Here is a 20,873-nt window from a genome sequence, read left to right on the forward strand (position 1 = left end):
CCGGTGCGCGTGCCCCCTTACTCGATAGGTGAGAGACAAGGATTTCCGCGATGACCGAAACAGACCCGGCCTCCGTTCCCGAGCGCAAGCGCGGCTCAGGCGTGAAGATGGTCTACGAACTGCTGCGCGACGAGATCCTCGATCTGGTGCTGCCGCCGGGTAGCCCGATCGACGAAGTGCAGCTTGCCGAGCGCTTCAAGATGTCGCGCACGCCGATCCGCGAGGCGCTTGTCCGACTCTCGGGAGAGGGGTTGATCGATACGCTGCCGAACCGCTCGACGATGGTGGCGAATATCGATTTCCTCAATCTGCACACCTTCTTCGATGCGCTTGTCTTGATGTACCGGGTGACGACGCGGCTCGCGGCTCAATATCAACGCCCCGAAGACCTTGTGGCGATCCGCGCCGCGCAGGCGCGCTTCACCGCCGCCGCAGAGGCCGGCGATGCGCTGGCGATGATCGCCACCAACGCGGCGTTGCACGCGGCAATCGCCGAGGCCGGACGCAACCCCTATTATATCAGCCTCTTCAACCGGCTGCTCGACGAGGGCCGCCGTATCCTGAGGCTCTACTACCAATCCTACGGCGATCGTCTGCCGCAGCAGTTCGTCGATGAACATGAGGATATGATCGCCGCCATCGAAGCACGCGATATCGATGCCGCCGACAGGCTCGCCAAGGCGCATGCCGAACAGATCGTCGCGCAGATCCAGGCGCTGTTCTCGCGAAACCAGAGGCACGATATCGATTTGTGAGACGTTGGCGATTTCTTGTCGACAAATAAAATACAAAGTGCTAGATGATATATCAGAGCTTGAGGCGCTGATACGTCAGCGCCCGCGCTGCCCCGATCATTCGCTATCCGCTGAAGGAGTTTGACATGAAGGCCAAGATCTTTTCCGGCGTCATCCCGGCGCTCATGACCCCCTGCAAGAAGGACCGGACCCCGGACTTCGACGCGCTGGTGCGCAAGGGCAAGCAGCTGATCGCCGACGGCATGTCGGCCGTCGTCTATTGCGGCTCTATGGGTGACTGGCCGCTGCTCAGCGACGCGCAGCGCATGGAAGGCGTCGAGCGCCTGGTCAAGGCCGGCATTCCCGTCATCGTCGGCACCGGTGCGGTGAACACAGCCTCCGCCGTTGCCCATGCGGCGCACGCGCAAAAAGTCGGCGCCCATGGCCTGATGGTCATCCCGCGCGTGCTCTCGCGCGGTTCGGTCATCGCTGCCCAGAAGTCGCATTTCAAGGCGATCCTCTCGGCAGCCCCGGATCTCCCGGCTGTCATCTACAACAGCCCCTACTACGGCTTCGCCACCCGCGCCGACCTGTTCTTCGCGCTGCGCGCCGAGCATTCCAACCTCGTCGGCTTCAAGGAGTTCGGCGGCCCGGCAGACATGCGCTATGCGGCCGAGAACATCACCAGCCGCGATGACGGCGTTTCGCTGATGATCGGTGTCGACACCGCCGTCTTCCACGGCTTCGTCAACTGCGGCGCCACCGGCGCCATCACCGGCATCGGCAACGTCCTGCCGAAGGAAGTCATCACGCTGTGCAACCTGTCGCAGGCGGCTGCGAAGGGCGACGTCGATGCGCGTCAGCGGGCTCTGGAGCTGGAACAGGCTCTCGCCGTCCTCTCCTCCTTCGATGAAGGCCCGGATCTCGTGCTGTTCTTCAAGCACATGATGGTGCTGAAGGGCGACGAGGAATACACGCTGCATTTCAACGAAAGCGACGTGCTGAGCGAGAGCCAGCGTGGCTATGTCGAGAGCCAGTTCAAGCTGTTCAACAGCTGGTACGGCGAGTGGAGCAAGCTTCCGGGCGCGGTTGCGAAGTATAAGGCTTGAGACTTTTCTAGGTCTTGAGTTTTGAGGCGGCTGGAGGCAACTCCGGCCGCATTTGTTTTGAGCGGTTGTCTTTACGTCTCCCTCATTCCTGTGCTCGTCACAGGAATCCAGTCACCGCGCGTCTGCGCGGTGGGAAGAGTCTTTTAGGCCCAAGGGCTTGGGCCGGCTGGATCCTTGTGACAAGCACAGGGATGAGGGGAGTTTGCGGAGCGCTGCCCGCTTCAATATGCCAAGTCCGCGTTGGCGGTGAAGTACAGGCGTTGCCTACTTAACCAACAGAATCCAAACCCAGCGCAAGCTGCCGGTCCAGCTGCTCTATCTCCGCCTTCGTCAACACAATCCCCTCAGCAAGCGACTTGGCGCGCGCGCTATAGCGGCGTTGCGAGGGAAGGCGGGCGCCCTGGCCGGCGATGGCTTCGAAGAGAACTTCGGCGCGGGCGAACGGGTCTCCGGCGCGGCCTGATGCAAAGGCCTGTGGCGAGAACGCAAGAACCAGTTCGCCGTGGCGCGGCGCCAGCGTCGTGGTGCCGAGATAGTCGAGCACTTCGGGGCTGATGAGGTCGCCGATCATGATACCGGCCAGCAGTTCGACCATCGTGCTGATCGCCGAACCCTTGTGGCCGCCGAAGGGCAGCATGGCGCCGGCGAGTGCGGCTTCGGGCTCGATCGTCGGTTCGCCATTGGCGTCGATCGCCCATCCCTCCGGCAGTTTCTTGCCAGCGCGGCGATGAAGCTCGATCTCACCGCGGGCGGCGACAGAGGTGGCGAAGTCATAAACATAGGGCGTCTTGTCCGGGCGCGGCCAGCCGAAGGCGAGAGGGTTGGTGCCAAGCAGTGGCTTGTTGCCGCCAGCCGGTGCCACCGTCGCGTAGCTCGGGCACATGACGATTGCTGCCAGGCCTTCGGCGGCCACCGCCTCGACCTCCGGCCACAGAGCCGAGAAATGAGTGCAATCGTTGATGACGAGGGCCGCGAGGCCTGAGGTCCGGGCGCGCTCGGCAAGCAGCGGCAGACCAAGCTCGAAAGCCGGATTGGCAAAGCCGCCCTTTGCGTCCACCTTGACGATCGCCGAGCCATCGGGCTGGGCGAGCACTTCAGGCACGGCATCGGGTGTCACCTTGCCCGCCTTGATGGTGCGCAGCACGCCCTCGATACGATAGATCCCGTGCGACTTGCAGGCGTCGCGTTCGCCTGCGGCGATGACGCGGGCGACCGCCTCGGCCTGGACGCCGTTCATGCCGGCCTTCTTGAAGATTGCGACGACGCGTGCCTGCAGTTCGCCGGCCGTGAAAATCGAAGTGTCAGTCATCAATGCGGCTCCTCAGCCCTTGGCCCCGAGTTGCTGATCGACCAGCGTCAGCCAATAGTTGACCCCGTGGATGATCGCCTCGTCGTTGAAATCATAGGCGGGGTTGTGCAGGTCCGCACTATCGCCGTTGCCGAGCCAGATGAAGGCGCCGGGGCGCTTCTCCAGCATGTAGGAGAAATCTTCCGAGCCCATGGTCTGCGGGTAGTCGTCGTTCACGCGCCCCTTGCCGGCCACGCGTTCGGCTGCGGCGACTGCGACCCTGGTCTTTGCCACATCGTTGACGGTGACCGGGTAGCCGGGGCGCCAGTCAATCTGGGCCTCGGCGGAAAACACCTTGGCGGTCATCGTCACCACCTCGCGGAAGCGCGCTTCGACGGCCTTGCGCGTCTGCGGCTGCATCGTGCGGATGGTGCCGCCGATCTGGACGGCCGCCGGGATGACGTTGAGCGCCCGGTCGTTGCCGCCGTTAACATAGGTGATCGACAGAACCACCGGATCGAACGGATCGATGAAGCGCGAGGTTATCGACTGCAGCGCGGTGATCATATGCGCCATGACGATAACCGGGTCGTGGCTGAGATGCGGCGAGGCTGCGTGGCCACCTTTGCCGTTGATGGTGATGATGAAACGGTCGCCGCCTGCCATGATCGGGCCGCTGCGGATGGCAAAGGAGCCGACCGCAAGCCCGGGCTCATTATGCATGCCGTAGACTTCCTCGATGCCGAAGCGTTCGAGCACGCCTTCCTCGATCATCACCCGGCCGCCGCCGCCGCCCTCTTCTGCCGGCTGGAAGATCAGCACTGCCTTGCCGGCGAAGTTACGCGTTTCGGCAAGGTGCTTGGCGGTGGCGAGCAGCATGGCAGTGTGACCGTCGTGGCCGCAGGCATGCATCATGTTCTCGACCTTGGAGGCATGCGGCAGGTTGGTCTGTTCGGACATCGGCAGCGCATCCATGTCGCAGCGCAACGCGATCGTCTTGCCGGCGCCGAGCTTGCCGTTGATGACGGCGACAACGCCGGATTTCGCCAGGCCACTGACCACCTCGTCGCAGCCGAAGGATGTCAGCTTGTCGATGACGAGCGCTGATGTCACGGGCAGGTCGAAAAGCAGCTCCGGATGCTGATGAATGGTGCGGCGCCAGCCCTTTGCCTCATCGGCAAGGGCGGCGAGGGACGGATCGGATGTCATGGAGCCTCCAGGAAACGCATTCGCTTGACTGTCAGCAAGGGCATAGCCCGGCATCAGGCCGTTTTCCAGAACGCAGTCAATTAAAGCTGGACTTTTTCGCCATCTCACCCAATTGGGGGCGGCAGAATCGTTATGAATAATCAATTCTATTCTGATCGGCGGATGGGACAATCGATGTATCGCGAAGAAACAATTCCGGGACTTGTCATAAAGCTCGTCTCGGTTGCCAATAAAGTGACCGATCTTTCCGATGTGGGAAAGAGAAATCTGGTGAAGGATGCCGTCTCCCGGATCGAGACCATCTGCGAATTGCTTGATGACGACCAGGACAATCTCCGCGTGATCGCGGATGAGTTGTGGGATGCTGTGGTCGATCTTGGTGCCGGCAAGAGCACAAACGCCCAGCTGCGCGCAGCACTCCTTGGCCTCGCCGCCGCTGCCGCGGATCTGCATGGCGCCTCCAGGGATGGCGCTGCGCTATCACCCGCGCAGGATGTGCCGGTTCGCATCATTCATTAGTCCTGGCTGCGCTCGCCTGCATAAATTAGCGCCACCGAACGCTTGACATCGCGGCCGTTAAGGCCGAAGCCGCGAGCGGCATCGATCATGCCGCAGGCGCGAGGAAATATCCGACAATGAAACCGAATTCAGCCACGGCGGCCGCCGGCAATATCGTCATGACCGGCATCGTCTTCATGCTGATCGGCGATCTGCTTTTCGCTCTCAATGACGCGATGGGCAAATGGCTGGTGGCGAGCTTTGCCGTCGGTCAGGTCTTGGTCATCCGCTCGCTCGGCGCTTTCTTCGTGCTCGGCCCGATGATCGTCCGCCAGGGTCCGCGGGCGCTTTTCAATGTGGAGCAGAAACGCCTGCAGCTGATGCGCGTCTGCATGGCCACATTTGACGTCGGGCTCTTCTATGCCGCCGTCGCCTATCTGCCGCTGGCCGACGTCATGACCTTCTATATGGCCGGGCCGATCTATGTTGCCGCACTTTCGCATTTCTTCCTCGGCGAGAAGATCGGCTGGCGGCGCTGGCTTGCTGTTTTCATCGGTTTCGTCGGTGTCGTAATCGCGCTGCGGCCGTCGACGGCGATGCTCTCACTGCCATCGATCTTCGGCCTCGTCGGCAGCTTGGCCTTCGCGCTGACCCTCGTTATGAACCGCTATCTGCGCTCCACCAGCGATACGACCCTGGTGACGTGGCAGACGATCGCTGCTCTTGCGACCGGTATCTTGCTGGTCGTGCTAACCGGCGACTGGGGAAACGTGACGCTTATCGATCTCGGCGGCATGCTGCTTCTCGGCGTTGTCGCCACCTGCGCGCATCTGCTGATTACCCGCGCGTTGAAGCTGGCGCCCGCCTCGCTGCTGGCGCCGCTGCAATATACTCTGCTGCTCTGGGCGATCGTGCTCGGCTACGTCTTTTTCAACGATGTGCCGGATACGCAGATCATTGTCGGCGCCGCCATCATCGTCTTCGCCGGGCTGTTCATCTTCCACCGCAAGAATATCAAGGGCACCGTGCCGGCCGAAGCCGTGCCGCCGGATGGCCACTAGCTCTCAGTGCCCTCCGGGTGCCGCATCCTGCTTGAGATCGATGCGCCGAAGGATCAGCGCTAGCGGCACCATCAGCGCTGAGATCACCATCAGCACATGGAAGACATCGATATAGGCGAGATAGCTGGCCTGGGTCTGCACCTGCGTTCCGATCCAGCCCATCGCCTGCGATTGCGCATCGAGCAGGTTTGAGCCGCGATCGACGAAGAACTGCGTCGCTTGATTGAACGCGTTCGTATAGCCGGGTTCCGACGGAATGACGTGCTCGACCAGCCGGCTCTGGTGCCATTGCTCGCGGTGGGCTAGAACATTGGAGGCGATCGAGACGCCGATCGAGCCGCCGGTATTGCGCGCCGCGTTGATCAGCGCTGAGGCCTGGTCAGTCTGATCGGGCCGCAGGCCGTCATAGGATGCGGCGGTGATTGGGATGAAGATCAACGGCAGGCCGAGGCCGAGATAGAGGCGCGACCAGACGAAGAAGCCGAAGTTCAGATCGGCGTTCAGTCGCGTCATGTCCCACATGGCGAGCGCGATGATCGCCATGCCGATGGCAATCAGATATTTCGGCTGGACCATCGATGTCAGGCGTCCGGCCGCAAACATCATCATCATCGTCACAAGGCCGCCGGGCGACAGGGCAAAGCCGGCCCAGGTCGCGGTGTAACCGAAATTGGTCTGCAGCACCTGCGGCACGAATTGCGTCGTGGCAATCAGGATCGCGCCGGTTGCCAGCATGACGATGACGCAGGCGCCGAATTGGCGGCTGGCAAGCAGCCGGACATCGATCACAGGATTTCGATGGGTCATCAGCCACGGGATGGCAAAGGCAAGGGCCAGTAGGCAGACTGCGGCCGTGGCGATGATGAAGTTCGAGCCGAACCAATCCTCCGTCTGCCCGCGGTCGAGCGCCAGTTCCAGCGCGCCGAGGAAAGTTGCGACCAGTAGGAAGCCGGTAATGTCGAAGCGCGTGCCTTTGCTGCGCATTTCCGCGCGCTCCTTGCGAAGCGATTCCGGCTCCTGCACCAGCATGTACACAAGGATGAAGGCGAAGACGCCGACAGGTCCGTTGATCAGAAAGCACCAGTGCCAGGAGAAATTGTCGGAGAGATAGCCGCCGAGCGTCGGGCCGATCACCGGGGCGACGACGACGGCGACACCGAACATGGCGAATGCCTGTCCGCGCTTGGAGGGCGGGAAGGAGTCGGCGAGGATCGACTGCGATATCGGCACCATGCCGCCGCCGGCAAAGCCCTGGATCATCCGGAAAACCAGCAGCGACTCGAGATTCCAGGCAAGGCCGCAGCAGATCGAGGCGACGGTGAAGGTGGCAAGGCAGAGCAGATAGAAGCGCCTGCGGCCATAGCGCTTGGCGATGAAGCTGGAGGCGACCAGAATGATGGCATTGGAAACCAGATAGGTGGTGACCACCCAGGACGCTTCATCCGCGCTGACGGCGAGGCCGCCGGAAATATAGCGCAACGCCACGTTGGCGATCGTCGTGTCGAGCACTTCCATGAAGGTCGCGAGCGATACGACCATCGCGATCAGCCATGGGTTCGATGCCCCGGACGCGGCTACGGGCGCGCTTCCGGCCGTGGTTGCGGCGCCGCTCATCTTAGTTCCCCGGCCGGACCGTCACGGTGGGGATCACCGACATGCCGGGGCCGATGGCGATGTCCTTCGGCCAGTTGTCGACCACGATCTTAACCGGCACGCGCTGGGTGACCTTTACATAGTTGCCGGTGGCATTTTCAGCCGGCAGCAGCGAGAAGGCGGTGCCGGAGCCGGGCTGCACGGAATCCACCTTGCCCTTCAGCAGATGATCCGGGTAGGCGTCGATCGTCACATCGACCGGCTGACCGGGACGCATGTCGGTGAGCTGCGTTTCCTTGAAATTGGCGGTGATCCAGATCTCGTCTGGAACGAACATGGCGATTGCCTGACCCGCCTGCACATACTGGCCCTTCGAGCCGCTGAGCTTGACGACCCGGCCGGGCTGAGCCGCAGTGATGGTCGTGTAGTCGAGGTCCTGCTGCGCCGCTTCGACCTGCGCCTCAGCTTGGTGAAGGGTGGCGATCGCGCTCGCCTTCTGCGCTTCGGCGGCGGCCTGGTTCTTCACCGCGGAGGTGACGCTTGCCTGCGACTGGGCGAAATTCGCCTGGTTCTGCCGCAGCGTCGATGCTGCCTGCTGGGCGGACTGTTCGGAACCGGCGCCGCTCTTGACCAATTGCTGCTGCCGGCTGTTTTCATCATTGGCATATTGGAGGGCTGCGGCGGCCGAGGTCTGCTGCGCCTTTGCCTCATCGATCGCCGCACCGGCGGCGGCGATCTGCGCTTCGGCACTCGATATCGCGGCCTTGGCGACGCCGATCTGGCCGTTCGATTGATCGAGGGCAATCTGGTAGTCGCGTGGATCGATCTTGACGATGACGGCACCGGCATCGACATGCTGGTTGTCGGAGACGGGAACATCGGCAACATAGCCGGAAATCTTGGCAGCGACCGAGAAACTGCGCGCATCGATGAAGGCGTCATCGGTGCTCTCATAGGGATGGAAATAGACCAGCCAGACGAAGTAGCCGAGGACCGCGACGGCCGCGATCACGGCAACGATGAGGAGTGCCGCCAGAGGATGGCGCCGGACAATCGAAGGCTTCTTTTCCTCTTTGCCGGTGGGCTCAGCGTCTGCGCTGTCCTTCGGTTCCTCGCGTTGATCTTCGTCCAGTTGCGGTGCGGTGCGCTGTTTCTGGTCCACGGCGAATCTCGGTCGTTGATGGAGGAATAGCGCCAAAACGCATCAACCGGGCTTTCAGTTCCTAGTCCCAGGCTGCCGTCCCTGCGGCTTTTTGGGCACTGCAATTGCGCCAGAGAATTTGTCGCATTCTGCGGCTAAACATTGCTTGACACAGAATTGGCGCAAGTATCTGAATGGTTACAAGAGGAACGGGCGGGTCGCGGCGCGCCGTGCAAGCAGGAGGATTATTTCGAGATGTTGAGATTTGCGGTCATCGGGATCGATCATGGGCACACGTTCGATCACGTCAAAGGATTGCTTGCGGCCGGCGGAGAATTCGTTGGCTACTGCCCGAAAACCTCGGTTCTGGCGCTGCGCGAAAACTTCGAGAAAACCTACCCGGATACCCCGCAGATCGATCGCGAACAGCTGTTTGCCGATCCGTCGATCGATGTCATCTGCATCGCCGCCATCCCGCGTGACCGTGCAGGCCTTGCGATCCGCGCCATGAAGGCGGGGAAGGACGTCATGACCGACAAGCCGGGCGTCACCACCTTCGCGCAGCTTGAAGAGGTGAAGAAGACGGTTGCCGAGACCGGCCGCATCTTCTCGATCTGCTTTTCCGAGCGCCATTGCGTGCGTTCCGCCGTCAAGGCTGGAAAGCTGGTCAAGGAAGGCCGGATCGGCAAGGTCATTCAGACGATTGGCATGGGACCGCACAAGCTGCAGCTGCCGACACGGCCGGACTGGTTCTTCGATCCGGAAGCCTTTGGCGGCATCATCGTCGATATCGCCTCGCATCAGGTCGATCAATTCCTGTTCTATACAGGCTCGACGAAGGGCGAGGTCGTCGCCAGCTCGATCGGCAATTTCGGCATGCCCGATAAGCCGAAATTCGAGGATTTCGGCGAAGTGCTGCTGCGCTCCGACCGGGCGTCAGGGTATGTCCGCGTCGATTGGTTCACACCCGAAGGGCTCGGCACGTGGGGCGATGGGCGTCTGACCATCCTCGGCACCGAAGGCTATATCGAGCTGCGCAAGTACATCGATATTTCCGGGCGTCCCGGCAAGGACCATCTCTTCCTGGTCAACGGCAAGGAAAACATCCACATCGACTGCAGCGATGAGAAACTCGACTATTTCGATGCCTTCACCGCCGATGTGCGCGATCGCAGCGAGACCGCGATGCTGCAGACCCATGTCTATGAAGTGTGCCGGCTTTCGCTGGAAGCCCAGACTAATGCCGTCAGGCTCGGCGGACGATAGGAGAGCCTGCCATGACACAGAAATTGCGCGTCGGCGTCATCGGAGCCGGTATTGCCGCCCGGCATCTTGCGGGCTTTGACTGGAACAAGGATTTGTTCGAAGTGCCTGTCCTCTGCTCGCTGGACGAGGAGCGCGGACGGGAGCTCTGTGCGAGCCACGGCATCGGCGAATATACGCAGGATGTCGATACGCTTTTTGCCCGCGATAATCTCGATGTCATCGACATCTGCACGCCGCCGGATACGCATTTCGCGCTCTGCAAGAAGGCGATAGAGTCAGGCAAGCATGTGATCTGCGAGAAGCCACTGTTCGGCTCGATCGCCGAGGTCGACGAGATGGCCGGGATCGTCGCGCGCGCCGGCGGCAAGATGCTGATGCCGATCTTCCAGTATCGCTACGGTTCCGGCCTGCAGAAGCTGAAGCGGTTGATCGAACTCGGCCTTACCGGGCGCCCGTTCCTGACGACGATCGAAACGCATTGGTGGCGCGGCCCGGATTATTATGCCGTGCCATGGCGCGGCAAATGGAAAAGCGAGCTCGGCGGCGGGCTGCTCGGCCACGCCATCCACGCGCACGATATGCTGAACTATGTGCACGGCGCTTGCGCCGAGGTGTTTTCCTATGGGGCGACGCTGGTCAATCCGATCGAGGTCGAGGACACGTCGGCGATCTCGGTGAAGATGCAGAACGGCTCGCTGGCGGCGCTGTCGATGACGCTGGGGTCGCGCAAGGAAATCTCGCGGCTGCGCTTCTGCTTCCACGATGTCGTCGCCGAAAGCATTCTGGAGCCCTATACGATGGGCCGCGATCCCTGGACTTTCATCGCCGGGACCGAGGAACATCAGAAGCGTGTCGATGACGCCCTTGCAGGTTACGAGGTCAAGGAAGACGGCTATACCCGCCAGTTCGAGCTGTTCCATCAGGCAATCACTGATGGCACCGAGCCGCCGGTGACGCTGCAGGACGCGCGCAATTCTCTGGAACTGGTGACAGCAGCCTATCACTCGCAACGAACCGGCAAGCCGACTCCGCTGCCGATCACTGCGGAGCATCCGCTTTATCGTTCGTGGCTGCCGGAAGGGTAGCTCAATCCACCCCCATCTCTGTGACATCCCGTGGGCGCAGCCCCGAGGCAAAGAGATGAGGGTATTGGAGAGGGAAAGATCGCAAGATGCGGCCCTCGCAAGTCTTACGACGGGATAGACCCCAGCGCGTAGAGGATCCCGCGCAGCTCTGCCAGGCCGCGCATGCGGCCGATCGCCGGATAGCCGGGCGTGACGGTCTTGTTGAGGTCGTCGAGCATGCGGTGGCCATGGTCGGAGCGGAAGACGATCTCGTCCTTGGCGCCGCGCTTGCTGTCTTCGGCAACGAGTTCCTTCAGCACTGCGACCATGTCGACATCGCCCTCCAGATGGGCGCTTTCGTGGAAGGTGCGGCCGTCTCCTTCGCGCTTGGTGGCGCGCAGATGGGCGAAATAGATGCGCGAGGCGAAACGCCGTGCGATCGCGGGCATATCGTTTTCGGCGCGGACGCCGAGGCTGCCGGTGCAATAGCACATGCCGTTGGCAGGCGAGGGAACGGCATCGAAGAGCGCCGCATAATCCTCGGCATTCGAGGCGATACGCGGCAGGCCGAAGAGCGAGCGTGGCGGATCATCCGGATGCAGCGTCAGCTTGACGCCACGCGCTTCGGCTGCCGGCGTCACGGCCTGCAGGAATTCGATCAGATGCTGGCGAAGCTTTGCCGCATCGATGCCGGCATAGCTCGATAGCTTGTCGCGAAAGCCGGGGATGGTCAGCGGTTCGGTGGTCGAGCCGGGCAGGGCCGAGGTGATGATGCGGGTAATCTCGGAGATCTCTTCCTCGCTCATCTCGTCATAGACCTCGCGTGCCCGCTGCTGGTCTTCAGCCGAGTAATCGTTTCCGGCGCTCTGGCGCTGCAGGACGAAGAGATCGAAGGCCGCGAAGCGCTCGTGGTCGAAGCGCATTGCCGTCGCACCCGTCGGGGTGACGTAGTCGAGCTCGGTGCGGGTCCAGTCGACCACCGGCATGAAATTGTAGCAGACGATCGGGATATCGTTGGCTGCGACCGCTTCGAGACTGGCGATCCAGGCCTCTATCTCGGCCTTCGCCTTGCCGCCCTTGCGCTTGACGGCATCGGGGATCGGGATGCTTTCGACGACGGACCAGACGAGCGGCGAACGCCCGGCGGGTGTCGTCTCGATCATCGACTTGCGCTCGGAGACTTCCTTTTCCGTCCAGGCGCGGCCGATCGGGACCTGGTGCAGCGAAGAGACAATGTTGGTGGCGCCGGTCTGGCGCACCTCGTCCAGTGTCACCGGGGCCTCGGGCCCAAACCATCTCCATCCTTGCCGCATCGGGTTCCTCCTCGTCAGTCGTTTCTATATTTTTGGCTTCTAGCAGAAATAATCGGGATAGCGGGTGCGCAGCTCCGCCACGTCCGGGATGACGGCGCTGAGGTGATGCAGGATCGCCTCGCGGGCAGCATCGACGTCATGACTGGCGATCGCATCGCGGATGACGATATGCTCGCGCACCACATTGTCCATGCGCCCGAGCGCCGGCAGCGTCAGGCGGCGGGCGCGGTCGATCTGCACTTTCACGGTTTTCAGGATCGCCCAGATACCGGGATAGCCGGCAATCCGGGTGATCGCTTCGTGGAAGGCTTCGTCTTCCTCGTGAAAACCCGATGTGTCGCCCAGCGAAGCCAACGATTTCTGCCTGCTGATGATCATATCGAGCCGCTCGATATCTGCGGGTGTTGCGATGCGCGCTGCGGCCTCGATGGTCGTCGTTTCCAGCGCCTTGCGCACGACAACGGCTTCGGGAATGGCCGAAACGGGAACCCGGGAAACGACAGTGCCCGACTGCGGGTAGATATCGACGAGCCCGCCTTCGGCAAGCCGCAGCAGTGCCTCGCGCACCGGGGTACGGCTGACACCGAATTCTTCGGCGATCTTCTTTTCCTGGAGGGCCATGCCGGGCGGCATGCGCAGCGAGACGATATCGGCGTAGAGCTGGTTGAAAATGGCATCGGCCGTTGTCACACGGCGCAGCTTCGCCGGTCTTTCCACTGCGGGCGGAAAGTCGATCGCTTCGGAGCCGGATGCCTGCCGCATGCTATTTCCTGCACGTTGACTCTGTTGTGCATACTAGTATATCAATCCTCATCCATTGCCAAGGCTTGCCGATGAGGAGCGGTCCCTTTGCAAGGCTTTCAACCGCTTTTCGGCGGTTGGCCGGCGTTTTGATCTCGCCTGGCAGATCACGGGAGAGCAGGCTGTCTGGGCTCGTCCGCAGACGCCGCACAAGAGGAGGAGAGACCCATGAACATTACGCGCAGAACATTCGTGAGCACCGCCGCGGGCGTTGCCGTTGCCGGCATGCTGCCCAGCCATCTGTTTGCCCAGGCGAAGAAGCCGGCGAGCCCGGTGACGATCACCATCGCCGACGTTGCCGGCAATCTTGCGCTGACGCAGGGCATGTTCGAAGCCTATGCCGCCGAAAAGGCCGACTGGGTGTCGAGCTTCGCCTTCACCAAGGCGCCGGCCCCGGAACTGCCCGGCAAGATCAAGGCGCAGCAGGCGGCAGGCAAGGTCGATATCGATCTTGTGCTGACCGGCACCGACGCGCTTTCGGCTGGTGTCGACCAGGGTCTCTGGATCGATCTCGGCGCGCATAAATCCGAGCTTCCCAATCTTGAAAGCATCCTGCAGCCGCAGGCCTTCAAGATGCAGAGCCTCGCCAAGGATCAGGGCGTCGTCGTCACCTATTATCCGTCCGGTCCGCTGATCGAATACATGCCGGACAAGGTAGCGACGCCGCCGAAGACGGCGCAGGAGCTGCTCGACTGGACGAAGCAGAACAAGAACAAGTTCCTCTACGCCCGCCCCGCCAATTCCGGCCCCGGCCGCACGCTGCTGATGGGTCTTCCGTACCTTCTCGGCGACAGCGATCCGCGCGATCCGGCCAAGGGCTGGACGAAGACCTGGGAATATCTGGCCGCTCTCGGCGAGAATATCGAATATTACCCGACCGGTACCGCCGTGGTCTTCAAGGAACTCGGCGAAGGCACACGTGACATCGTGGCCACGACGACGGGCTGGGACATCAACCCGCGCGCCCTCGGCATCGTTCCGGCCGAGGCCAAGGTGCAGAAGCTCGACGGCTTCCATTGGGTCACAGACGCGCATTATGCGGTCATCCCGAAGGGCGTATCGGACGAGAAGATCGCGGTGCTGATGGATGTGCTGAACTACATCCTGCAGCCGAAGCAGCAGGCGATCGCCTATGACGCCGGCTATTTCTATCCGGGTCCGGCCGTCAAGGATGTCACCATCGACATGGCGCCGCAGGAAAGCCAGGACGTGATCAAGGAATTCGGCCGTCCTGAATATGCCGACTGGATCGCCAGCAACCCGCTGGAAGTGCCGCTGGAGCCCAAGCAGCTCGTCGAAGCCTTCCGCATCTGGGACGAAAAGATCGGCGCCAAGAAGGGCTGATCGCAATCCATGGCGCCGGTCATAGGGCCGGCGCCCTCATTGCCTCGATATATATGGAGTTTCGATTGAACGCGCCCGCCCAGACCGCAGCGCCGTCGTCGCGCAACAAGGCCCGTCTCGAACTGGACGGCCTTCGCCGCTCGTTCGGCGCCTACAACGCGCTCGACGGTATCGATCTTGCGATCGAACCCGGCGAGTTCATCGCTTTGCTCGGCCCATCCGGCTGCGGCAAGTCGACGGCGCTCAATTGTATCGCGGGATTGCTGGCGCTTTCGGGCGGGGAGATCCGTCTCGGCGGCAGCCGTATCGACCAGCTGGAGCCCGAAAAGCGCGGCTTCGGCATGGTGTTCCAGAGCTACGCGCTCTTCCCGCATATGAGCGTGCGCAAGAATGTCGGCTTCGGTCTGGCGATGCAGGGCATCAAGGGGCCGGAAGCGGACAAGCGGATCAACGATGCGCTGGCACTCGTCCGGCTCGAAAGCCAGGCCGACAAGTTGCCCGGTCAGCTTTCGGGCGGCCAGCAGCAGCGTGTTGCGATTGCGCGCGCCGTCGTCATCCGTCCGCCGATCGTCTTGATGGACGAGCCGCTATCCAATCTCGACGCCAAGCTCCGTCTTGAAATGCGCGCCGAAATCCGCGGCATTCACGACCAGATCGGCTCGACGACAATTTACGTGACGCATGACCAGGATGAGGCGCTGTCGCTGGCAGACCGCATCGTCGTCATGAGCCAGGGCCATATCGAGCAGATCGGTACGCCGCAAGACCTCTACCAGCGCCCGGTCAATCTGAACGTCGCCGATTTCATGGGCTTCCGCACCCGCATCCGTGGCCGCATCGCCTCGGTGTCCGGTGACGAAGCGCAGATCGAGGTTGGTCCGGCGCGGCTGACCGGCACGATGCGCACGCCGCTTCAGGTGGGCGATGCCGCAGTTCTCTCCGTGCGCCCCGAAGATCTGGTCGCGGTCAGCGGCGATGGCATTCCCGCCACCGTCAGCAGCATGGAATATCGCGGCCGCGCTTTCTTCGGCCTGGCTAACTCCGCTGACGGCTCCGATCTTTATTTCCGCTCAGACGATGTGCTGCCGCGCGGCGCGGCGACCTTCCTGCAACCGGCTGCAGGGCGGGCGCTGCTCTTCAAGGAAACGGCTGCATGAGCGGGCCATCGCTTCGCACCCGGCTTGCGGTCCGCGGGCTCGACGGCACGACGATGCTGGTGCTGCCCGGCCTGATCTTCATGCTCGCGTTGTTCGTCTATCCCTTCTTCTATGGCGTGGTGGATTCGCTGACGCCGAAGGATGGCGGCGCGTGGTATGCGAATTACGCCAAGTTCTTCAGCGATCCCTTCCAGTACAACACCATCGGCGCGACGATGTGGCTGGCGTTGCCTGTCACCATCCTCAATCTGGCGCTCGCCGTGCCGATTGCGTTCCGCGTCCGGCTGATGCGGCGCCAGCGCCTGCTGACGACGATCCTGGTGCTGCCGATCACGCTTGGAACGGTCTTTGTCGCCGATGGTCTCTTGACGTTCCTCGGCCCGCGCGGCTGGTTCAATCAGACGCTGCTGCTGATCGGCATTCTCGATGCGCCAGTGAAGCTGACCAACAATTATTGGGGCGTCTTTGCCTCGCTGCTGATCACCGGCTTTCCCTTCGCCTTCCTGCTGACGCTCTCCTACATCACCGGCATCGACCCGGCGATCGAGCAGGCGGCGGCGACGCTGGGTGCCAGTCCGCGCAAGCGCTTCTTCCGGGTCTTCCTGCCGCTTCTGGTGCCGGGTCTCGCCGTCACCTTTTGCCTGGCATTCGTGCAGGCTTTTGCAGTCTTCCCATCAGCGGTGCTGCTCGGCGCGCCAGCCGGTCCGACGCGCGTCATATCGATCGCGGCCTATCAGGCTGCCTTCGAGCAATATGACCATTCACTGGGCTCGGCGATCGCGCTCATCATGGGTGCCGTCGAGCTTGTCGTCGTGGTGGCGGTTCTCGCCGGCCGCTCGTTCTTCTATCGCGGCCCTGCCGGCGGCACGAAAGGCTGAGCCATGATCCGTGACCAGGGCCTCACATCGAAAATCTGGCGCTTCGCCGTCTGGGCCGTTGCAGGACTTTTCATCCTCAACCTCTTGGCCGTCATCGCCGTCGTCATCATCAATTCCTTCTCGACCCGCTGGCTCGGCACCTGGCTGCCGGCCGGCTGGACGACGCGCTGGTATTTCAGCGCCTGGAAGGAATTCCAGCTGTCGAGCGTCGTGCTCGTCACCTTCCAGATCGTCTTCACGGTCACGGTGATCTCGGGCATTCTCGGGGTGCTGACGGCCTATGCGCTGGCGCGTCGCGACTTCCCCGGCAAGAAGCTGATCGTTCTGCTCTTCCTGCTGCCTCTGCTGATCCCGCCTTTGACCTACGGCATTCCGCTTGCGACCGTGCTCTATCAGCTCGGCCTCGGCGGTACGTTCTGGGGCGTCGTGCTGATCAACCTCGTGCCGTCCTTCCCCTTCGTGGTGCTGGTGATGATCCCGTTCATCGAACAGATCGATCCGCGCATCGAGGCGGCGGCCCGGGTGTTCGGTGCCGGGACCACGAGCCTCTTCATCCGCATCCTGCTGCCGTTGCTTCTGCCCGGCATGCTGGCGGCGCTGCTTCTGGTTCTGGTTCGCACCATCGCGATGTTCGAGCTGACCTTCCTGATCTCGGGGCCGACGACGCAGACGCTGGTTGTCTCGCTCTATTACGCGGTCTTTGCCTCCGGCGTTCGTGCCGCGCAGTCGATCGATGCGATGGCGGTGATCTACATGATCACGACGCTCTTCTGGTTGGTGATCGCCCTGCAGTTCGTCAACCCGACGCAGATCGTCGCCCGCGCCAAGCAGCAGTCGTCACATTAGGCATTCTGGTTCCCGCTTCGCATGAAGCCGATCGTCGCGAACCAGAGGACCACGCCGATGCCGATCAGGCAGGCGGCGATGACGTACTGGATCGGGTCGCGGCCGGTCCAGGGGCCGACGAGGAACAGGCAGGTCGCCGCGCCGAGGATTGGCACGATGGTCGGCGTGCGGAAATGCGGGTGGTCGACCTTGTCGCGGCGTAGCACCAGCACGGCGATATTGACGACGGCAAAGACGCCGAGCAGCAGCAGAGCCGTGGTTCCGCCGAGCGCCGGCACGCCGCCGGCAAACAGGATCAGACCGACGGCGAGCAATGATGTAAAGCCGATGGCGATATAGGGCGTCTGGCGCGCGGCATGAACCTTGCCAAGCACTTCGGGCAGCACCTGCTCCCGGCTCATCCCATAGATCAGCCGGCTCGCCATCATCATGTTGATCAGCGCCGAATTGGCGACGGCGAACATGGTGATGATGCCGAAAACGCCGATCGGGAAGTTCGGCGCGCCCGCCTGCACTACCTTCAGCAGCGGCGTCTCGCCTTCACCTAGTTCTGCGGCGGGTACCAGCGTGATCGCCGAGATGGCAACCAGGACGTAGATGACGCCTGTAATCAGCAGTCCGCCGAGCAGCACTTTTGGAAAGATCCGGCTTGGCTCCTTGCATTCCTCGGCCATGTTGACGGAATCCTCAAAGCCGACCATGGCGAAGAAGGCGAGCGTTGTGGCGGCGATGACCGACCAGAACACGCCGTGCTCGCCGCTCGGCTGGAAGGTCCAGGCGCGCGACACGTCGCCCTCACCACCGGCAATCGCCCAGAATCCGATGCCGATAATGATCAGCAGTCCGGTCAGCTCGACCATCGTCAGGACAACGTTGAGCTTCACGCTTTCGCCGACGCCGCGGAAGTTGATTGCGGCGATCAGCGCGATGAAGGCGACGGCAATGAAGGTGACTCCATAGTCACCGAATTCGAAACCGAAGGCCTCGGAAAAATTGGCGGCAAAGGCGCGCGATGCGGTCGATGCCGAGGTGATGCCTGAGGACATGACGGCAAAGGCGATCAGGAATGTCAGGAAGTGAACGCCGAACGCCTTGTGCGTGTAGAGCGCCGCGCCCGCGGCGCGCGGATATTTGGTGACCAGTTCGAGGTAGCTCAGTGCTGTCAGCAGCGCCACGACGAAAGCGATCAGGAATGGCAGCCAGACGACCCCGCCGACTTCGGCTGCAACCTGCCCTGTCAGCGCATAGATGCCGGTGCCGAGAATATCGCCGACGATGAAGAGCAGCAGCAGGCCCGGTCCCATCACCCGTTTCAGTTCCGGCTGCTCCGGCAGGCTTTTCAACGGCGCTCCGCTCATCAGTTGCTCCTCGTCATTCCCGCCGCAAGCGGCTCCTCTTTTTGGAACTAGAGCGGGAATTCCGGAAGAAAAGCAGGGATTTGCTCGGAGAGCGTGCTGCATCCGCCCGACCGGTTAGAGCGGCCGACGGCGCCGAAGCGCGTTTGGCTAGATCGAAAAAGCTTCCTTCAGGCCGAAGCTCTTGCGCTCGCGAAGATCGAGGTCGGCCTCGATATGGGAGATGTGGTGGACCATCAGATGGCAGGCGCGGTCGAGGTCACCGGCCTCGATGGCGGTGACGATATCGCCGTGTTCGGAATGGCCGCAGCTGGAAACGGCGGACTGGCCGTAAAGGGCGATGACCAGCGAGGAGCGGGCGACAAGCTCCTCCATGAAGCGCTGCATGATGGCGTTGCCCGAGATCGACGCCAGCGTCAGGTGGAAGTCTCCGGAAGCCTTGATTTCCGCCCGGCGCGCCGTCTGTCCGCGCTCGCTGATCAGGCGTCCTTCTTCCTGCAGCAGCTGGCGGAGATGCTGGATCTGCGATGGCGTGATGCGGGCGGCTGCCTCGCGCAGGATGCCCGGTTCGACGAGCCGGCGAGCGGCGAAAATCTGTCGTGCCTCATCGGGCGAGGGATAGGCGACGAAGGCGCCGCGGTTTTTCTCGACGCTGACAAGGCCCTCGTAAGAGAGCGCCTGAAGCGCGGCGCGGGCCAGGGTGCGGCTGACATTGAAGAGATTGCCGACATCGGCTTCCGACAGTTTCGTTCCAGGCGCGAGCCGGCGTTCGACGATCGCGTCGCGGATTGCATCGCGGATCTGCTGGGTGCCGGTGTCGGCTGAATCGTCTGCCTGCAAAAGCGCGTTGGCTGAAGGAGTCATGAAAACGGGTACCTGATTGCAACCGCAATGATAGCCAGCTTTGGATCAAAAGTTAAACGAATTTTGCGCGCAAAGTGGCGCTCAAATTGTATACGATCGCTTGCGCAAATTGCAGACGAAAGCCTATTTCCTGTGCAAAGTTTTCGCTGCTTTTAATTTGCGCTTAAGTCACTCTAATCCTGTTTTCCGTTGAATCCCATGGCTTTGACGCAGTGCAGCAGAAACTGGCACGGCAGATGCATTGTCTTACTCGAACAGGGGAAGACATGATGTCGAAAGCGGCAGAGATCGATATTGCATCCGTTTCCAAGGTCTATGGCAGCACGACGGCCGTGCATGCTATCAGCCTCAAGATCCCGGCGGGATCCTACTGCTGCTTCCTCGGCCCATCCGGTTGCGGCAAGACCTCGACATTGCGGATGATCGCCGGTCACGAGAGCATATCCTCCGGCGATGTCCGCCTCGGCAATACTGTTGTTACCGACTTTCCGCCCGCCAAGCGCGGCACGGCGATGATGTTCCAGTCCTACGCACTGTTCCCGCATCTCGACCTGATCGACAACGTTGCCTTCAGCCTCAAGATGAAGGGCGTAGAGAAGGAAGAGCGCCGCGCCAAGGCGCTCGAGATGCTGAAGCTGATGCAGATGGAGGCCTATGCGACGCGCCGTCCGGCGCAGCTCTCCGGTGGTCAGCAGCAGCGCGTGGCGCTGGCCCGCGCGCTGATCACCGATCCGGAAGCGCTGCTGCTCGACGAGCCGCTGTCGGCGCTCGACCCGTTCCTGAAGATCCGCATGCGTGCCGAACTGAAGAAGCTGCAAAAGACACTCGGCATCACCTTCGTGCATGTGACGCACAGCCAGGAAGAGGCGATGGCGCTCGCCGATGTGATCGTCATCATGAACGATGGCAAGATCGAGCAGGCGGCGCCTCCGCGCGAGGTCTTCGAGCGTCCGGCGACAGCCTTCGTCGCCCGCTTCATGGGCGACCACAATGTTCTCTCGGGCCGCGTGACCTCCGTCAAGGACGACATGCTGGTGCTCGAGGCGCCAGAGGGGCAGACCTTCTCGGTGCGCGGCGGCGGCAGGCTTGCGGGCGAAGCTGTCGATATCGGCATCCGTACCGATCGCGTTCGTCTCGAGGCGGCCAGCGACAAGACGCTCGGCTTCGGCGGCGTCGTTTCCAACATCGAATATCGCGGCGCGACGGTGAAGCTCACCGTCATCGGCGCGGGCAGTGACGACTTCACGGTCATCGCGAGCGACGGCGATTATTTCGCCAAACCCGTATCGGTCGGCGATGCGGTGTCTCTGAGTTGGGCCATCGAGGACGCCGTCCTCCTTGGCCGTGCATGA

19 protein-coding genes are annotated in these 20,873 nt (G+C 62.2%); 11 read left to right on the top strand and 8 right to left on the bottom strand.

The genetic code is table 11. The features are described 5' to 3' along the window. The first annotated feature begins 50 nt into the window (after positions 1–50). The gene (locus AB4Z25_RS16225; RefSeq protein ID WP_112388699.1) at positions 51–755 is read left to right on the top strand and encodes a GntR family transcriptional regulator; all 705 of its coding nucleotides are present in this window, start codon (positions 51–53) and stop codon (positions 753–755) included. A gap of 125 nt (positions 756–880) precedes the next feature. Next, positions 881–1,843: a dihydrodipicolinate synthase family protein gene (locus AB4Z25_RS16230; RefSeq protein WP_442208506.1), complete on the top strand. Its 963-nt coding sequence runs from the start codon at positions 881–883 to the stop codon at positions 1,841–1,843. A gap of 268 nt (positions 1,844–2,111) precedes the next feature. Here the strand turns inward: AB4Z25_RS16230 and AB4Z25_RS16235 are convergent, their stop codons facing one another. Together AB4Z25_RS16235 and AB4Z25_RS16240 are read right to left on the bottom strand one after the other, a co-directional pair. After that, positions 2,112–3,152 carry an Ldh family oxidoreductase gene (locus AB4Z25_RS16235; protein ID WP_442208507.1) on the bottom strand — a complete coding sequence of 347 codons (1,041 nt, stop codon included), beginning with the start codon at positions 3,150–3,152 and terminating at the stop codon, positions 2,112–2,114. A gap of 12 nt (positions 3,153–3,164) precedes the next feature. Beyond that, the gene (locus AB4Z25_RS16240; protein WP_442208508.1) at positions 3,165–4,340 is read right to left on the bottom strand and encodes a M20 aminoacylase family protein; all 1,176 of its coding nucleotides are present in this window, start codon (positions 4,338–4,340) and stop codon (positions 3,165–3,167) included. 174 nt (positions 4,341–4,514) lie between these two features. Between AB4Z25_RS16240 and AB4Z25_RS16245 the strand changes: the two genes are divergently transcribed. Together AB4Z25_RS16245 and AB4Z25_RS16250 are read left to right on the top strand one after the other, a co-directional pair. Next, positions 4,515–4,859: a hypothetical protein gene (locus tag AB4Z25_RS16245; RefSeq protein ID WP_442208509.1), complete on the top strand. Its 345-nt coding sequence runs from the start codon at positions 4,515–4,517 to the stop codon at positions 4,857–4,859. Between the two features lie 116 nt (positions 4,860–4,975). Continuing rightward, entirely contained in the window at positions 4,976–5,899 is a 924-nt protein-coding gene (locus tag AB4Z25_RS16250) for a DMT family transporter (RefSeq protein ID WP_442208510.1), read from the top strand. A 3-nt stretch (positions 5,900–5,902) separates the two neighbouring features. On the opposite strand, the gene AB4Z25_RS16255 is transcribed toward AB4Z25_RS16250, so the two are convergent. Next, positions 5,903–7,513: a DHA2 family efflux MFS transporter permease subunit gene (locus AB4Z25_RS16255; RefSeq protein WP_442208511.1), complete on the bottom strand. Its 1,611-nt coding sequence runs from the start codon at positions 7,511–7,513 to the stop codon at positions 5,903–5,905. 1 nt (position 7,514) lies between these two features. Then, positions 7,515–8,654 carry an HlyD family secretion protein gene (locus tag AB4Z25_RS16260; protein WP_442208512.1) on the bottom strand — a complete coding sequence of 380 codons (1,140 nt, stop codon included), beginning with the start codon at positions 8,652–8,654 and terminating at the stop codon, positions 7,515–7,517. A gap of 234 nt (positions 8,655–8,888) precedes the next feature. On the opposite strand from AB4Z25_RS16260, the gene AB4Z25_RS16265 reads away from it, so the two are divergent. Both AB4Z25_RS16265 and AB4Z25_RS16270 read left to right on the top strand, forming a co-directional pair. Continuing rightward, positions 8,889–9,899: a Gfo/Idh/MocA family protein gene (locus AB4Z25_RS16265; RefSeq protein ID WP_442208513.1), complete on the top strand. Its 1,011-nt coding sequence runs from the start codon at positions 8,889–8,891 to the stop codon at positions 9,897–9,899. 11 nt (positions 9,900–9,910) lie between these two features. After that, entirely contained in the window at positions 9,911–10,984 is a 1,074-nt protein-coding gene (locus tag AB4Z25_RS16270) for a Gfo/Idh/MocA family protein (protein ID WP_442208514.1), read from the top strand. A gap of 104 nt (positions 10,985–11,088) precedes the next feature. On the opposite strand, the gene uxuA is transcribed toward AB4Z25_RS16270, so the two are convergent. Together uxuA and AB4Z25_RS16280 are read right to left on the bottom strand one after the other, a co-directional pair. Beyond that, entirely contained in the window at positions 11,089–12,276 is a 1,188-nt protein-coding gene (gene uxuA, locus AB4Z25_RS16275; RefSeq protein WP_442208516.1) for a mannonate dehydratase, read from the bottom strand. A 39-nt stretch (positions 12,277–12,315) separates the two neighbouring features. Continuing rightward, positions 12,316–13,038, bottom strand: coding sequence for a GntR family transcriptional regulator (locus AB4Z25_RS16280; protein ID WP_112597203.1), 723 nt, complete (start codon positions 13,036–13,038; stop codon positions 12,316–12,318). A gap of 207 nt (positions 13,039–13,245) precedes the next feature. Here AB4Z25_RS16280 and AB4Z25_RS16285 point away from each other — a divergent pair, with 207 nt between their 5' ends. The 4 genes from AB4Z25_RS16285 to AB4Z25_RS16300 are packed head-to-tail and all read left to right on the top strand — an operon-like array spanning position 13,246 to position 17,302. Beyond that, positions 13,246–14,421 (top strand): extracellular solute-binding protein, encoded by a 1,176-nt coding sequence (locus tag AB4Z25_RS16285; RefSeq protein ID WP_442208517.1) that lies wholly within the window; start codon positions 13,246–13,248, stop codon positions 14,419–14,421. A gap of 53 nt (positions 14,422–14,474) precedes the next feature. Next, the gene (locus AB4Z25_RS16290; protein ID WP_442208518.1) at positions 14,475–15,578 is read left to right on the top strand and encodes an ABC transporter ATP-binding protein; all 1,104 of its coding nucleotides are present in this window, start codon (positions 14,475–14,477) and stop codon (positions 15,576–15,578) included. Then, positions 15,575–16,456: an ABC transporter permease gene (locus tag AB4Z25_RS16295; RefSeq protein ID WP_442208519.1), complete on the top strand. Its 882-nt coding sequence runs from the start codon at positions 15,575–15,577 to the stop codon at positions 16,454–16,456. The genes AB4Z25_RS16290 and AB4Z25_RS16295 overlap by 4 nt, the downstream gene beginning before the upstream one ends. 3 nt (positions 16,457–16,459) lie before the next feature. Next, positions 16,460–17,302 (top strand): ABC transporter permease subunit, encoded by an 843-nt coding sequence (locus AB4Z25_RS16300; RefSeq protein ID WP_112597194.1) that lies wholly within the window; start codon positions 16,460–16,462, stop codon positions 17,300–17,302. Here AB4Z25_RS16300 and AB4Z25_RS16305 read toward each other — a convergent pair. Further along, positions 17,299–18,660, bottom strand: coding sequence for an APC family permease (locus tag AB4Z25_RS16305; RefSeq protein WP_442208520.1), 1,362 nt, complete (start codon positions 18,658–18,660; stop codon positions 17,299–17,301). The two genes, AB4Z25_RS16300 and AB4Z25_RS16305, sit on opposite strands and share 4 nt — an antisense overlap. Positions 18,661–18,807: 147 nt before the next feature. Then, positions 18,808–19,521, bottom strand: coding sequence for a GntR family transcriptional regulator (locus tag AB4Z25_RS16310; protein WP_442208521.1), 714 nt, complete (start codon positions 19,519–19,521; stop codon positions 18,808–18,810). Between the two features lie 269 nt (positions 19,522–19,790). Here AB4Z25_RS16310 and AB4Z25_RS16315 point away from each other — a divergent pair, with 269 nt between their 5' ends. Further along, entirely contained in the window at positions 19,791–20,873 is a 1,083-nt protein-coding gene (locus AB4Z25_RS16315) for an ABC transporter ATP-binding protein (RefSeq protein WP_442208777.1), read from the top strand.

Origin of the sequence: Rhizobium sp. RAF36 (assembly GCF_052114105.1) — a bacterium.
Classification (GTDB): Bacteria; Pseudomonadota; Alphaproteobacteria; order Rhizobiales; family Rhizobiaceae; genus Rhizobium.

What these genes read in the sequence shown, in the direction of transcription:
- AB4Z25_RS16295 (WP_442208519.1), top strand. Translation starts at nt 15,575, where the DNA reads ATGAGCGGGCCATCGCTTCGCACCCGGCTTGCGGTCCGCGGGCTCGAC.
- AB4Z25_RS16250 (WP_442208510.1), top strand. Translation starts at nt 4,976, where the DNA reads ATGAAACCGAATTCAGCCACGGCGGCCGCCGGCAATATCGTCATGACC.
- AB4Z25_RS16265 (WP_442208513.1), top strand. Translation starts at nt 8,889, where the DNA reads ATGTTGAGATTTGCGGTCATCGGGATCGATCATGGGCACACGTTCGAT.
- AB4Z25_RS16240 (WP_442208508.1), bottom strand. Translation starts at nt 4,340, where the DNA reads ATGACATCCGATCCGTCCCTCGCCGCCCTTGCCGATGAGGCAAAGGGC.
- AB4Z25_RS16255 (WP_442208511.1), bottom strand. Translation starts at nt 7,513, where the DNA reads ATGAGCGGCGCCGCAACCACGGCCGGAAGCGCGCCCGTAGCCGCGTCC.
- AB4Z25_RS16270 (WP_442208514.1), top strand. Translation starts at nt 9,911, where the DNA reads ATGACACAGAAATTGCGCGTCGGCGTCATCGGAGCCGGTATTGCCGCC.
- AB4Z25_RS16285 (WP_442208517.1), top strand. Translation starts at nt 13,246, where the DNA reads ATGAACATTACGCGCAGAACATTCGTGAGCACCGCCGCGGGCGTTGCC.
- AB4Z25_RS16310 (WP_442208521.1), bottom strand. Translation starts at nt 19,521, where the DNA reads ATGACTCCTTCAGCCAACGCGCTTTTGCAGGCAGACGATTCAGCCGAC.
- AB4Z25_RS16225 (WP_112388699.1), top strand. Translation starts at nt 51, where the DNA reads ATGACCGAAACAGACCCGGCCTCCGTTCCCGAGCGCAAGCGCGGCTCA.
- AB4Z25_RS16230 (WP_442208506.1), top strand. Translation starts at nt 881, where the DNA reads ATGAAGGCCAAGATCTTTTCCGGCGTCATCCCGGCGCTCATGACCCCC.
- AB4Z25_RS16300 (WP_112597194.1), top strand. Translation starts at nt 16,460, where the DNA reads ATGATCCGTGACCAGGGCCTCACATCGAAAATCTGGCGCTTCGCCGTC.
- AB4Z25_RS16235 (WP_442208507.1), bottom strand. Translation starts at nt 3,152, where the DNA reads ATGACTGACACTTCGATTTTCACGGCCGGCGAACTGCAGGCACGCGTC.
- AB4Z25_RS16315 (WP_442208777.1), top strand. Translation starts at nt 19,791, where the DNA reads ATGTCGAAAGCGGCAGAGATCGATATTGCATCCGTTTCCAAGGTCTAT.
- AB4Z25_RS16305 (WP_442208520.1), bottom strand. Translation starts at nt 18,660, where the DNA reads ATGAGCGGAGCGCCGTTGAAAAGCCTGCCGGAGCAGCCGGAACTGAAA.
- AB4Z25_RS16245 (WP_442208509.1), top strand. Translation starts at nt 4,515, where the DNA reads ATGTATCGCGAAGAAACAATTCCGGGACTTGTCATAAAGCTCGTCTCG.
- AB4Z25_RS16280 (WP_112597203.1), bottom strand. Translation starts at nt 13,038, where the DNA reads ATGCGGCAGGCATCCGGCTCCGAAGCGATCGACTTTCCGCCCGCAGTG.
- uxuA (WP_442208516.1), bottom strand. Translation starts at nt 12,276, where the DNA reads ATGCGGCAAGGATGGAGATGGTTTGGGCCCGAGGCCCCGGTGACACTG.
- AB4Z25_RS16290 (WP_442208518.1), top strand. Translation starts at nt 14,475, where the DNA reads ATGGAGTTTCGATTGAACGCGCCCGCCCAGACCGCAGCGCCGTCGTCG.